Annotated in this window: 11 protein-coding genes and 1 pseudogene; 9 read left to right on the top strand and 3 right to left on the bottom strand. The window is 69.1% G+C overall.

Features of this window, described 5'->3' with window-relative positions:
- The first annotated feature begins 24 nt into the window (after positions 1–24).
- The 8 genes and pseudogenes from PGB34_RS16790 to PGB34_RS23110 all read left to right on the top strand — a co-directional run bounded on the left by PGB34_RS16790 (position 25) and on the right by PGB34_RS23110 (position 7878).
- Positions 25–819, top strand: a complete 795-nt coding sequence (locus PGB34_RS16790) for an SDR family oxidoreductase (RefSeq protein WP_271429258.1) — start codon at positions 25–27, stop codon at positions 817–819.
- Between the two features lie 62 nt (positions 820–881).
- Complete coding sequence (locus PGB34_RS16785; RefSeq protein WP_271429257.1) at positions 882–1316, top strand: PaaI family thioesterase; 435 nt, start codon at positions 882–884, stop codon at positions 1314–1316.
- A gap of 60 nt (positions 1317–1376) precedes the next feature.
- A complete protein-coding gene (locus tag PGB34_RS16780) occupies positions 1377–2393 on the top strand; it encodes an NADP-dependent oxidoreductase (protein WP_271429256.1) in 1017 nt (338 codons plus the stop codon).
- Positions 2394–2495: 102 nt separating this feature from the next.
- The gene (locus PGB34_RS16775; protein ID WP_271429255.1) at positions 2496–4148 is read left to right on the top strand and encodes an isovaleryl-CoA dehydrogenase; all 1653 of its coding nucleotides are present in this window, start codon (positions 2496–2498) and stop codon (positions 4146–4148) included.
- 81 nt (positions 4149–4229) lie between these two features.
- Positions 4230–4937 carry a DUF899 family protein gene (locus tag PGB34_RS16770; protein WP_271429254.1) on the top strand — a complete coding sequence of 236 codons (708 nt, stop codon included), beginning with the start codon at positions 4230–4232 and terminating at the stop codon, positions 4935–4937.
- A gap of 104 nt (positions 4938–5041) precedes the next feature.
- Entirely contained in the window at positions 5042–5992 is a 951-nt protein-coding gene (locus tag PGB34_RS16765) for a glutathione S-transferase family protein (protein WP_271429253.1), read from the top strand.
- 8 nt (positions 5993–6000) lie between these two features.
- Positions 6001–6825, top strand: a pseudogene (locus PGB34_RS23115) (FAD-binding oxidoreductase); the annotation flags it as partial.
- 279 nt (positions 6826–7104) lie between these two features.
- Positions 7105–7878 (top strand): BBE domain-containing protein, encoded by a 774-nt coding sequence (locus PGB34_RS23110; RefSeq protein WP_408647914.1) that lies wholly within the window; start codon positions 7105–7107, stop codon positions 7876–7878.
- 52 nt (positions 7879–7930) lie between these two features.
- On the opposite strand, the gene PGB34_RS16755 is transcribed toward PGB34_RS23110, so the two are convergent.
- The 3 genes from PGB34_RS16755 to PGB34_RS16745 form a co-directional block, all read right to left on the bottom strand.
- Positions 7931–10666, bottom strand: coding sequence for an ExeM/NucH family extracellular endonuclease (locus tag PGB34_RS16755; RefSeq protein ID WP_271429251.1), 2736 nt, complete (start codon positions 10664–10666; stop codon positions 7931–7933).
- Between the two features lie 199 nt (positions 10667–10865).
- Positions 10866–11465: a nitroreductase family protein gene (locus PGB34_RS16750; RefSeq protein WP_271429250.1), complete on the bottom strand. Its 600-nt coding sequence runs from the start codon at positions 11463–11465 to the stop codon at positions 10866–10868.
- A gap of 113 nt (positions 11466–11578) precedes the next feature.
- Complete coding sequence (locus tag PGB34_RS16745; protein ID WP_271429249.1) at positions 11579–12502, bottom strand: MBL fold metallo-hydrolase; 924 nt, start codon at positions 12500–12502, stop codon at positions 11579–11581.
- A gap of 162 nt (positions 12503–12664) precedes the next feature.
- On the opposite strand from PGB34_RS16745, the gene PGB34_RS16740 reads away from it, so the two are divergent.
- The gene (locus PGB34_RS16740; protein ID WP_271429248.1) at positions 12665–13576 is read left to right on the top strand and encodes an SDR family oxidoreductase; all 912 of its coding nucleotides are present in this window, start codon (positions 12665–12667) and stop codon (positions 13574–13576) included.
- Positions 13577–13659: the final 83 nt, after the last annotated feature.

Below are 13659 nucleotides of genomic sequence, written 5' to 3'. Positions count from 1 at the left end.
ATTTCTTTCGCATCAGGAGACACCGTGACCCGCAACGTTCAACAACTCTTCGACCTCAAGGGCAAGACCGCCCTGGTGACCGGCGGCTCGCGCGGCCTGGGCCTGCAGATGGCCCACGCGCTGGGCGAGGCCGGCGCGCGCATCATGCTGAGCTCGCGCAAGGCCGAAGACCTGGAGCAGGCCGCCGCCGAGCTGCAGGCCGCCGGCATCGACGCGCGCTGGATCGCCGCCGACTGCGCCAAGGAGGAAGACACGCGCCGCCTGGCCGACGAGACCCTGGCGCGCATGGGCGCCGTGGACATCCTGGTGAACAACGCCGGCGCGAGCTGGGGCGCCCCCGCCGAGGAACACCCCGTCGCGGCCTGGGACAAGGTCATGAACCTCAACGTGCGCGGCTATTTCATCCTCGCGCAGCAGATCGCCAACGGCTACATGATCCCGAAGAAGTCGGGCCGCATCATCAACATCGCCTCCATCGCGGGCCTCAACGGCAACCCGGTGGGCATGAAGACCCTGGCCTACAACACTTCGAAGACGGCGGTGATCGGCTTCACGCGCACGCTGGCGGCCGAGTGGGGCCGCTACGGCATCACCGTCAACGCCATCTGCCCGGGCTTCTTCCGCACCAAGATGGCTTCGGGCCTGATCGACCAGCTGGGCGAAGACAACATGAAGGCCGCCGCACCGCTGAACCGCCTGGGCGACGACGAAGACCTCAAGGGCCTGACCCTGCTGTACGCCAGCGACGCCGGCAAGCACATCACGGGCCAGTGGCTGGCCGTGGACGGCGGCACCAGCGTGGTTCTCGGAGCCGCTTGATACTGGGGGTTGGGCTTTTCCCAGCAAACGCTCCACGCTCAACCCTCAACGCTTCCTTCCCCATGAGCATTTCCTTCGGCGTAGCCATCCCCTTTGTCGACCACCTGGGCTTCACGCTCGAACGCTTCGAGAACGGAGCCTCCGAGCTGCATTACGAGGCCCGGCCCGAACACCTGAACAGCTTCTTCGTCACGCACGGCGGTGCCTGCATGACGCTGCTGGACGTGACCATGGCCGCGGCCGCGCGCAGCGTCCAGCCCGAGATGGGCGTGGTCACCATCGAGATGAAGACCAGCTTCATGCGGCCCGCCAAGGGCCCGCTGGTGGGCAAAGGGCGGCTGCTGCACCGCACGGCCACCATGGCCTTCACCGAGGCCAGCATCTACGACGCACAGGGCAATCTGTGCACCCATGCCACGGGCACTTTCAAGTACGTCAAGCGCCTGCCCGTGGACGGCAAGACCATTCACGACCTTCGGCCCGTTTCCACGGACTGACGCCCAGCCCCTGCCGCCGCCCCTCGCTGGCGTCCGGCCCTACCGATCCAGGAGCAATCCATGCCCGCCAACAAGCAGATCCACCTCGACAACCGCCCCGAGGGCGAAGCCACCGCAGCCAACTTCAAGCTGGTCGAATCCCAGACGCCCGCGCTGGCCGACGGCCAGGTGCTGGTGCGCCACCACTACCTGAGCCTGGACCCGTACATGCGCGGGCGCATGAACGATTCCAAGAGCTACGCCGCCAGCCAGCCCCTGGGCCAGACCTTCCAGGGCGGCACCGTGGGCGAGGTGGTCGAAAGCAGGAACCCCAAGTACGCCGTGGGCGACAAGGTGGTGGGCTTTGGCGGCTGGCAGCAGTACAGCGTGGTCGACGCCACGCAACCCGGCGCACTGCGCAAGGTGGACACCACCCATGTGCCGCTCTCGCACTACCTGGGCGCCGTAGGCATGCCCGGTGTCACTGCGTGGTATGGCCTGGTGAAGATCATTGCGCCCAAGGAAGGCGAGACGCTGGTCGTGAGCGCGGCCTCGGGCGCGGTGGGCAGCGCCTTCGGTGCGCTGGCCAAGGCGCGTGGCTGCCGCGTGGTGGGCATCGCGGGCGGCCCGGACAAGTGCAAGTACGTGACCGACGAACTGGGCTTCGATGCCTGCATCGACTACCGCCAGCACCCCGACGTCAAGAGCATGAGCGCGGCGCTCAAGCAAGCCTGCCCAGACGGCATCGATGGCTACTTCGAGAACGTGGGCGGCTACATCCTCGACGCCGTGCTGCTGCGCCTGAACGCCTTTGCGCGCATCGCGCTGTGCGGCATGATCGCCGGCTACGACGGCCAGCCGCTGCCGCTGACCAATCCCACGCTGCTGCTGATCAACCGCGTGAAGCTCGAAGGCTTCATCGTCAGCGAGCACATGGAAGTCTGGCCCGACGCGCTCAAGGAACTGGGCACGCTGGTGGGCAGCGGCAAGCTGCGCCCGCGCGAGTCCATCGCCGAAGGCATCGAGGCCGCGCCGCAAGCCTTCCTGGGCCTGCTCAAGGGCAAGAACTTCGGCAAGCAGCTGGTCAAGCTGGCCTGAGGACCGCCTGACCGGGGGCGGGTGCTGCCGCGGGCCCGCCTTTCTTGCCAGCCACAGCCGCGGCTGCACTGCAATGGCCATCCACCCAGCCACGGAGGCACCATGACCCTGACGCACGAGGTGTTCAACCAGAGCGAGCCGCTGGTGGACTACAACCTTTTCGACACCCACCGCGCGCTGCGCGATGCGCTGCGCTTCAATGCGCCGCAGCTTCAGGTGGCGCCGCTGCGTTCGCTGGGGGCGCAGCTGGGCTCGGCCGAGATGCAGGCCCACGCGCGGCTGGCCAACGTGCACCCGCCGCAACTGATCACGCACGACCGATTCGGCCGGCGCGTGGACCAGGTGGAGTTCCACCCCAGCTACCACGCGCTGATGAGCGCGGCCGTGGCCGCGGGCCTGCACGGCACGCCCTGGGGCCAGCCGCCCGGGCCCGAGACCTCGCCCCATGTGCTGCGCGCGGCGGGCTTCATGCTCTTCACCGAGCTGGAGCCCTCCATCCTGTGCCCGATCTCCATGACCTACGCGGTCACGCCCGGCCTGCGCGGCAATGCAGCCGTGCATGCCGAATGGGCGCCCAAGCTGCACAGCCGCTGGTACGACCCCGCGCTCAAGTCCTTCCGCGAGAAGGCGGGCCTGACCATGGGCATGGGCATGACGGAAAAGCAGGGCGGCTCCGACGTGCGCGCCAACACGACGCAGGCCGTGCGCGAGGGCAGCGACGCCTGGGGCGAGCGCTACGCCCTCACGGGCCACAAGTGGTTCTTCTCGGCGCCCATGTGCGACGCCTTCCTGGTGCTGGCGCAGGCGCCGGCCGGCCTGAGCTGCTTCTTTTTGCCGCGCGTGCTGCAGGGCGGCAGCCTCAACGCGCTGCGCATCCAGCGCCTGAAGGACAAGCTGGGCAACAAGGCCAACGCCAGCTCCGAGGTGGAGTTCCTGGGCGCCAGCGCCTGGCTGGTGGGCGAGGAAGGGCGGGGCATTCCGCAGATCCTGGAGATGGGCACGCTCACGCGGCTCGATTGCTCGCTGGGCACCAGCGGCCTCATGCGCCAGGCCGTGGCCCTGGCGCTGAACCACACCGCGCAGCGCCAGGCTTTTGGCAAGCCGCTGATCGAGCAGCCCTTGATGAAGAACGTGCTGGCCGACCTGGCGCTCGAGAGCGAGGCCGCCACGGCGCTGGCCATCCGCCTGGCGCGGGCCTTCGACCGGCAGGACGATGCGCACGAGCGGCTGATGGCGCGCATCCTCACGCCCGTGGCCAAGTTCTGGATCTGCAAGCGCGGCAGCCACCTGGCGCAGGAAGCCATGGAATGCCTGGGCGGCAACGGCTACGTGGAGGAGGGCGGCCAGGGCGTGATGGCCCGCATCTACCGCGAGATGCCGCTGAACTCGATCTGGGAGGGCGCCGGCAACATCATGGCCATCGACCTGCTGCGCGCACTGCGCAAGGGCGATGCAGCCGCCGCCTTCGCGCAGGAGCTGGCGCCCGCGCGCGGCCAGCACGCGGCGCTGGACCGGCTCGTGGATTCGCTGCCCACGCGCGTGGAAGCCATGGCCACCGAGGCCGAAGCGCGCCGCCTGGCGCAGGACGTGGCGCTGGCGCTGCAGGCCGGCCTGCTGGTGCAGCATGCGCCCGCGGCCGTCCACAGCGCCTTCGTGGCCTCGCGCATCGGCGGCGACTGGGGCCATGCCTTCGGCACACTGGGCCGCGGCCTGGATCTGGACGCCATCATCCGGCGCGCGATGCCGGTGGCCTGAGGGCCAGGCAAGGCGCCGTCTGACGCGGTGCCGCGCTGCGCTCTGGCAGGGTGGGCGCTCCATTCAAGCGGAGAGCCTGCCATGTCGCAACCATTGCGTGACGCCAAGGCCCTGGCGCGGGAAGTGGCCCAGCCCTACCCGAACGACAGCGCCGCCTACCGTGAAGCCCGTGTGGCCCTGCTGGCCGAGGAAATCGAACTGCGCCGCCACATCGAGCGCGTGGCGCAGATGCGCCGCGCCCTGCCGCAGGGCGGCGCGCCGCCCCCGGACTATCGCTTCATCGACGAACAGGGCCGCGAGCTGGGCCTGGCCGATCTGTTCGGCCCGCACGACACCCTGGTCAGCTATTTCTGGATGTACGGTCCGCAACGCGAGCGGCCTTGCCCCATGTGCACTTCCTTCCTCGGCGCACTCGACGGGCCCGCGCGCGACCTGACGCAGCGCGTGGCGGTGGCCGTGCTGGGGCGTTCGCCCGTCTCGCGCCAGATGGCCTTCGCGCGCGAGCGCGGCTGGCGCAACCTGCGCTTCTTCCAGACCGTGGGCGACGACTTCGCGCGCGACTACCGGGGCCTGGCGCCCGACGGCAGCGAATGGCCGGCCCTGGACGTGTGGGTCAGGCGCGGCGGCGAGGTCTCGCACTTCTGGGCGTCCGAGCTCGGCGGCACCCAGGATCCGGGCCAGGACCCGCGCGGCGCCCCCGACCCCATGCCGTTGTGGAACATCCTCGATCTCACGCCCGGCGGCCGCGGCACCGACTGGTATCCCAAACTCTCCTACGGCGAAGATTGATCCGCCGACTGGCGCTGCGGCGCAGGACAGGTTAGGGTGCGCGTGCGCGCGCGGCCCACAAGGGCCGGGCGCTGCGCCCCACGGCCCTTTCACCCGATGAAGCCATGCCCGACCTGATCCTTCACCACTACGCCAGCTCGCCCTTTTCCGAGAAGACACGCCTCCTGCTGGGCTACAAGAAGCTGCCGTGGCAGTCGGTCATCATCCCGGCCATCATGCCCAAGCCCGACCTGCTGGCGCTCACGGGCGGCTACAGGCGCACGCCGGTGCTGCAGATCGGCGCCGACATCTACTGCGACACGGCGCTGATCGCCGACGTGCTGGAGCATCTGCAACCCGAGCCCTCGATCTACCCCGAGCCTGAAAAGGGCCTGTCGCGCATCCTCGCGCAGTGGGCCGACAGCACGCTGTTCTGGGCCGCCATGGCCCACAACCTGCAGCCGCGCGGCGCGGCCGAGGTCTTTGCCAATGCGCCGCCCGAAGCCGCCAAGGCCTTCGGCGAAGACCGCGGCAAGATGAGCGCGGGCAACATGACCCGCCTGCGCCCGGCCGATGCCGCCGCGGCCTACAAGTCGTACCTGCGGCGCCTGTCGGACATGCTCGACGACCGGCCCTTCCTGCTGGGCGAGGCGCCCTGCATCGCCGACTTCTCGGCCTACCACAGCCTCTGGTACACGCAGCGCATCCACGCCGTCAAGAACATCCTCCAGCTCACGCCGGCGGTGCTGGACTGGATGGACCGCATCAAGGCCATCGGCCATGGCAGCCCTGCCAAGATCACGGCCGCCGACGCGCTGGCAGCAGCCCGGGCCGCCAAGCCGCACACGCTGCTGGCCGACAGCACCTTCCAGGACGAGCATGGCATCGCCCTGGGCAGCGCCGTGACGGTGCGGGCCGAGAGCTTCGGCCTCGAAGAGACGGCCGGCACGTTGGTGGCCGCCACGCGCACGCACTACACGCTGGCGCGCATGATCGGAGGGGGCGGCGAGGCCACGGGCACGGTGCATGTGCACTTCCCGCGCGTGGGCTATGTGCTGCGCCCGGCCGAAGGCTGAAGCCGGCCGTGGCTGACGAGCGCCGCGTCGCCGACCATTTGCCTCAGGGCGCGCGCCGGCGGCAGTTGCTGCAGGCCGCAGCGGCATGGCCCTTGGCCGCGCTGCTGCCCGCCGCTGCGTGGAGCCAGAGCCCGGCCGCCGCGCCCGCGTCGCGGCTGCGCCCGCGCGTACGGCCCGGCGACGCCGACTGGCCTTCCGAAGCCCGGTGGCAGCAGCTGGGCCAACAGGTCGGCGGGCGGCTGCAGGCGCTTGCCTCGCCATTCGCGGCCTGCCGCGCTGCATCTGCGGCTGCCCCAATCGCGGCCTGCGAGCAGCTGTTCCAGTCGCTGAAAAACCCGTACTTCATCAGCGACCATGCGGCGCTCACGCAAACGCTGGGATGGGCGAATGCCTGGACCTCTTCGCCCAGCGCCTATGCCGTGGCGGCGCGCGAAACGGCCGATGTGGTGGCGGCCGTGAACTTCGCGCGCACGCACCGGCTGCGGCTGGTGGTCAAGGGCGGCGGCCACAGCTATCAGGGCACCTCCAACGCGCCCGATTCGCTGCTGGTGTGGATGCGCGGCATGCGAGAGATCGCGATGCACGAAGCCTTCGTGCCCCAGGGCTGCGCGGGCCGCGTGGCGCCGCAGCGCGCGGTGTCCATTGGCGCGGGCGCGCTCTGGGCGCAGGCCTACGACGCCGTGAGCACGCAGGCGGGTGGCTATGTGCAGGGGGGCGGCTGTATGACGGTGGGCGTGGCCGGGCTGGTGAACAGCGGCGGTTTCGGCAGTTTTTCCAGGCGCTATGGTTTGGCCTCGGCCAGCTTGCTCGAAGCCGAGGTGGTCACCGCCGATGGGCAGGTGCGCATCGCCAATACCTGCACGCAGCCTGAGCTGTTCTGGGGCCTCAAGGGTGGTGGCGGCGGCAGTCTGGGCATCGTCACGCGGCTCACGCTGCGCGTGCATCCGCTGCCCGAGACCTTCGGCGCCGTGAACTTCACGGTCAAGGCCAAGTCGGCGGCGGCGTTTCGGCAGTTGATCGGGCTCACGCTGGATTTTTGCCACCAGGCCTTGCTCGATGCGCACTGGGGCGAACAGATCCGCTTAAGGCGCGATCACACGCTTCAGGTCTCGATGGTGTTTCAGGGGCTCACGCGGCGCGAGGCGCAGGCCGTGTGGCAGCCCTTTCGCGAAGCGCTTGCGGGCCAGCCCGAGGACTTCGAGGTGGACTACGGCGCGCTGTCCGTCATCACTGTCGCGGCGCGCGAGTTCTGGGCACCCACCTGGGCCAAGCGCATGCTGGGCTTCATGCGACAAGACTCGCGGCCCGATGCGCCTGCAACCAATGTCTACTGGTCTGGCGATGAAGCGCAGGCCGGGCAGGTGCTGCACGGCTACGAATCGGCCTGGCTGCCCGCGGCCCTGTTGCAGGCCGACCGGCGTGAAGCCTTGGGCGACGCACTTTTCGCGGCCACGCGCCACTGGCCCGTTTCGCTGCACCTGAACAAGGGCCTCGCAGGCGCATCGGCCGAGGTGGTGGACGCTGCGCGCGACACGGCCATGAACCCGGCAGTGCTCGATGCCTTTGCGCTGGCCATTCTGGGCGCCGAAGGGCCGCCGGCCTATCCCGGCGTGGCAGGCCGCGAGCCCGACGAGGCGCGGGCGCGTCGCCAGGCGCAGATGATCGACCAGGCCATGGCCGAACTACGGCGCGTGCTGCCCGCGCACGCGGCCTATGTGGCCGAGAGCAATTACTTTCAGGCCGACTGGCAGCAGGCCTTCTGGGGCGCGAACTATGCGCGGCTGCGGGCCGTCAAGCGGCAGTACGACCCCGAAGGCCTGTTCTTCACCCACCATGGTGTGGGCAGCGAGGACTGGAGCGCGGACGGCTTCAGCCCGCGGGTTTGAGCCTTGAATAGAAAAAGCCGGCCAGGCAGAAGCTTGGCCGGCCGGGGGTCAATCAGTTCGTCGTGTGCGAGCCCAGGCCGTCCGAGGTGTTGAGGGGCAGCACGTCCCACTGCAGCGCGGGGTCGAAGGGCTGCAGCGGGTTCGGGTCGCCCGCCTGAATGCCGCTCTTGCGGCGCAGCGTCTGGTCCAGCGTGCCCACGCTGCCGCTCTTCCATTCGGTGCCCGGGTCGAAGCCGACCTGGCCGATGCGGTCGATCACGTTGCCTGATTTTTCGAGGGTCAGCGCGTCGTCGCCGTTGTAGTTCACCACGCTGCTGGTGATCGTGCCTGCGGGCTTGAACGCTGCCGTGGCGTTGCTGTTGGCCAGCACCAGCGTGGCGCGCGGTGCCAGCGTGCCGCTCAGCGCCTGCGTGTTGGTGGGCGTGCTGGCACCGTTGGAGTACAGCTTCACGGCGTACAGGCTCAGGTCCAGGGTCGCACTGGTCGGGTTGTACAGCTCGATCGCCTTGTTGCTCGAGCTGCCTTCCACGTACTCGCTGAAGAACAGGTCCGGCGCGCCGGGCGGGATGACCACGATGCGGCTCACGGCGACCGTGCCGGATTGCGTGGCGGTCTGGCCCGCGGAGTTCGTCAGCGTGATCACGACGTTGAAGCTGCCTTCGGCCGTGTAGGTGTGTGCCACCGTGCCGGGCCCCGTTGCGGCGGTGGGGGCACTGCCGTCGCCCCAGTCGACCGACAGCGAAGTCAGCGTGGCGGTACCGCCGGGCTGGGCGTCTGAAATCGTCACGACATAGCTTTCACCAGCGCGCGCGGTCGCGGGGATGGTGCCGCCAAGGATGGGCTGCGTCACCGCGGCGTCGGCCGCCAGATTCAGGCCCACCTGCACCGGGTCGTGGTCCGAGGCGCGGAACGGCGTGGGTGCGTAGCGGTCGTCGGTCGTGAAGTCGGTGTTGTAGTCAATGGCCGTCGGCTCGTCGGCGTTGATGTGCCACACGCCCACGCCCGAGACCTGCCCGGCCAGCGAGGCCGAGGCATAGGCATGGTCCAGCGAGCCGGTTTCGCCGCCGAACACATAGGTGTAGCGGTCGTTGGCGGGCAGGCGCTTGAGCAGGCTTTCGTGGCCGGCCGCTTCGAACACCCGGGTCGGGTCCTCGAGCAGGTAGCTGTTGAAGTCGCCCATCATCAGCACGTCGGATTCGCCCTGGGCCTTGAGCTTGTCGACGAAGCTGCTCAGCGCCGTGGCCTGCTGGGTGCGCGCCAGGTTGAAGCAGCCCTGGCCCTGGTCGACGTCACCCGTGCTCGGGCAACTGCCCTTGCTCTTGAAATGGTTGACGACGAACCAGAAGCCGCCGTTGTTGCCCACGACGGCAAAGCGTTGCGCCAGCGGCGGCCGGCCGCTGGGTGCCACGTAGTCCGTCAGGTCGGTGCCGGTGGGGAACACCAGGCCACCCACGCGTTGCACCCTGGCCGGCTTGTAGAGGATGTCGACCTTGATGGCGTCGGTGCCGAAGCTGCCGCTGCGCACCGAGTCATAGGTGCCCGCACCCAGCCTGGCGTTGAGCGCCGCCACGAGGTTGTCGGTCGCCACATCGGTGTTCTGGATTTCCATCAGGCCGATCACATCGGCATCCAGCCCCGCGATGGCAGCGACGATCTTGGCCTGCTGGCGGTCGAACTCGGTGCGGTTGTTGGCGCCGCGGCAGTTGCCTGCGCTGGGCGCGCCGCTGCCCAAGGTGCAGCCCTGGCCCGTCTGGCCGGCGGCGGTGGTGCCGTCCTGGAAGGTGGTGAAGTAGTTCAGCACGTTCAGGCTGGCCACCTTCAGCGTGCCGCCCACCGCGGGCGCGGTGTCCGGGCGCGGGTTGGCCTGCACGAAGGTGCTTTCTTCGGTGGGCTGGATGCGGTAGGCCGCGAAGTTGTGGCTCAGGATGCCGCGCACCTTCTGCGTCATGTCGCCCATGCGGCGCGTGCCGTGGGTGTCTGCGCTGCTCAGGTAGGGAATGGGGTTGGGGTTCTGCCGCGAATTGCCATCGTCGAGCACGATGCGGGCCAGAAGATTCTGCGCATGCGTGGCAGCGGCGTTGCCGTTGGTGGGGTTGAACTGGCGGCCGTTCAGTGCCAGCACCATCTGGCCATAGCGGCCCAACTCGAACAGCTCCGAGACGGCCAGCGGCTGCGCGATCTCGACCAGCATGCCTTCGTAGCGCTCGAGCGTGGTTTCGCTTTCGACCGGCAGCGTGATGGCCGTCGCCGCCATCGGAATGTCGGAGCCGCACACGGTGACGGCCACGGGCTTGTCGACCGTGCCTGCGATCTGGGTGAGGCTGTCGGGCTTGGCATTCGCGCCTGCCGTCTGTCCGTATTCGGTGACCGCGCCCGAGACCTGAACGTAGTCGCCCACCTTGACGCGCGTGGCGTTGGAGGGCGCGTAGACGAAGAGGCCTTCGGAGCTCAGCGGGTCCGCATCGGGCACCAGCGATTGCACGAAGAAGCCATTGAGCCTCGTGTCGCCGTTGGGGATGGCCTGGAAGTCGCCGACGACGACGCCGCGCACGGTCGCGGCCGTCTGGTCGGCCATCGGGCTCCTGTCGCCCGTGCCCTGGATCTCGGGGATGGCCGTGAGGGGCGCATCGGCGGGAATGGCGACGGCGCAAGTCGGCGCAGGCACCGGCGGTTGCACGACGGGCGGCTGGGTGCCGTCGGTCGGTGGCGAGGGCAGGAAGGGGAAGACAGCGCCGCCGTTGCCTCCGCCGCCGCACGCGCTCAGCGCGAGCGCCGCCGCGAGGATCAAGGTTGCAGGTTGCCAGAGCGGCCTTGACGCGGTGTGCATCATGAGAATCTTGCGGATGGATGAGGGGCCGGCGAGCGGGTTGCGGCGGTTTATAGCCATCCCACATGTAGGTTTGGCGACACCCGCGAGCCCGCGCATCGGCGCGTCACGTTTGCTCATCCACAAGACCCGGGGCGCGCTCCCCCCGGGGCGAACTCCCTCAGCGCACCGTCTTGAAGCGCACTTCGTCGGCGATGAAAGTCTTCTCGCCGAAAGCCTTCTCGTTGGAGCCGAAAGGCATTTGCGCGCGCAGCTTCCAGCTGGCCGGCACCTCCCAGGTGCGGGCCACCTCGGCGTCGATCAGCGGTGCGTAGTGCTGCAGGCTGGCGCCGATGCCGGCTTCGGCCAGCGCGGTCCAGACGGCGAACTGCGCCATGCCGGCCGAGTGCTCCGAGAAGACGGGGAAGTTGTCGGCATACAGCGCGTACTTCTGCTGCAGCTCCTTGATCGTGTCCTGGTCTTCGTAGAACAGCACCGTGCCGGCGCCGGCCGCGAAGGCATTCATCTTGGCGTCGGTGGCGGCGAAGGCGTCGGCCGGCACCATGGGGCGCAGCGTCTCGCGCGTGATGTTCCACAGCTTCTCGTGCGCGGCGCCGAACAGGATCACGGCGCGCGAGCTCTGCGAGTTGAACGAGGAGGGCGCCAGGCGGATGGCTTCGCGGATCAGCGCGTCCACTTCGGATTCGGCGATGGGCAGGTTCTTGCCCAGCGCGTATTGCGTGCGGCGTTGCGTGAACAGGGAGATGGCGTGACGGGTCATGGATCGGTGAAAACAGGGGAACGGGGAACAGGCAGGCATGCAGGGATGACTGCCGCGCGGCAGTCTATTGCAATGCAGCATTTCCCGTGTGCCGCGGGGTGTCAGCCGAATGTTCAGACCAGGTGGAAGCGCTCGCCGCCGGGCTCGGGCGTGCATCGCACCTGGCCGGCGGCCCGCAGTTCGTCCAGGTGCTGGCCGATGGTGCGGGCTTCGGCCGCGATCACCCAGGGCGCGTCGAAGCCCGGCGGGTAGAGCAGGCGCAGTGCCACCAGTTCGGCCAGGGTGCGCGGCTGCTCCCGCAGCCAGCCCACAAGCCGCGCCTCGCGCGCGGCCAGCGTGTCCACATAGGCTTGCAGGTCGCGCAGGAAATGCGCGCGCTCGGTGTAGACGCCGCGGTGGTGCGAGGTGACCCACACCCGCGCCTCGATCTGCGGCAGCCGCGCCAGCGAGCGGCGGAACTCGGCCAGGTTGGAACAGGCGTCGCCGTAGTAGGGGCCGAAGCCGGTCAGGTCGATGTCGCCGATGAAGGCCACGCCTTCGGGCTCCACCAGCAGCACGCAATGGCCCGCGGTGTGGCCCGGCATGTGGATGGCGCGCACGCTGGACTGCCCCAGCTCCCAGCATGCGCCATCGGTGTAGCTCAGCGCATCGGGGCGCGGCGCGTAGAAGAACTCCTGCTGCAGCCGCGCCAGTGTTTCCTCGGCCTGCGCGGGCTCGGTGCCGAAGGCCGCGCGCATGCCTTCCCAGCTGCGCGCGGCCGCCACGTCGCCCTCGTGCACATGCACGGGCGCATGCGGCAGCCGGTGCAGGCCCGCCATGTGGTCTTCGTGCACATGGCCCATCAGCACCAGCTGCGCGGCGTCGAAGTCGGGCCCGATGTGGTTGGCGACCAGCGGCGTGTCGAAGGCCGCCAGCGTGTCGCTGCCGCGCACCATCACCTGGTTGCCGTCGGGGTACTTGCCGCCCTTGGCGCCCCGGTAGACGGACACGCGGCCGAAGTCGATGCGTTCGATGGGAAAGGTGGGGCTGGTGCTCATCTTGGGTCTGCAGTGTCTTTGGTCCGGCGCGTTGGCGGTGCCATCTGCGGGACAGGCCGGTCGCACGCCGGACAGACAGGCCGCGCCCTTGCGGCTCCAATAGACGGGCCAGTTTTTCCGGGCGGCAGCCCATCACGAGACAACCTAGCAAAGGCTTTAGACATGATCCAGGACTTCCACGGCAAGACCGCAGTGCTCACCGGCGCAGGCTCGGGCTTCGGGCTCGAATGCGCACGCATCGGCGCCGCGCGCGGCATGAACCTCGTGCTGGTGGACGTGCAGCAGGATGCGCTGGACAAGGCCGAGGCCGAAATGAAGGCCGCCGGCGTGCAGGTGCTGGCGCGCAAGGTCGACGTGTCGGACGCGGCCCAGATGCAGGCGCTGGCCGACGCGGTGAAGGAGCGCTTTGGCGCGCCGCACTTCGTCTTCAACAATGCCGGCGTGGGCGCGGGCGGCCTGGTCTGGGAAAACAGCGTGGCCGACTGGGAATGGGTGCTGGGCGTGGACCTGTGGGGCGTGATCCACGGCGTGCGCCTGTTCGTGCCCATGATGCTGGAAGCCGCCGCCAAGGACCCGGCCTACCGCGGCCATGTGACCAACACCGCCAGCATGGCCGGCCTGCTCACGCCGCCCAACATGGGCATCTACAACGCGGCCAAGGCCGCCGTCGTGAGCCTGACCGAAACCATGTACCAGGACCTGAACCTGGTCACCGACCAGATCGGCGCCAGCCTGCTGTGCCCGTACTTCGTGCCCACGGGCATCACCAGCAGCGAGCGCAACCGCCCCAACGCGCCCAAGGACAGCGAGCTCACCAAGAGCCAGCTGATCGGCCAGGCCATGAGCAACAAGGCCGTGAGCAGCGGCAAGATCACGGCCTCGGAAGTGGCGCACAAGGTCTTCAAGGCCATCAGCGACAACCAGTTCTACGTCTTCAGCCACGAAAGCCCCAAGGCGCTGGGCAACATCACCAGCCGCATGGAGAACATCGTGGCCATGCGCAACCCGGCCGACCCCTTCCTGGCCCAGCCCGAGGTGGGTGCCAAGCTGCGCGAGCAGCTGCGCGCGGGCTGAGCCTCGCGCGCCGGACAGCGGCGCGGCCCCTTCGTCAACACGCGCCTATAAACTGGCGCGTTCGCGACGCAAGGGGAGGGCTG

It is taken from the genome of Xenophilus arseniciresistens (genome assembly GCF_028023875.1).
GTDB lineage: Bacteria > Pseudomonadota > Gammaproteobacteria > Burkholderiales > Burkholderiaceae_C > Xenophilus > Xenophilus arseniciresistens.
This window is presented reverse-complemented; position numbering and strand designations above follow the sequence as displayed.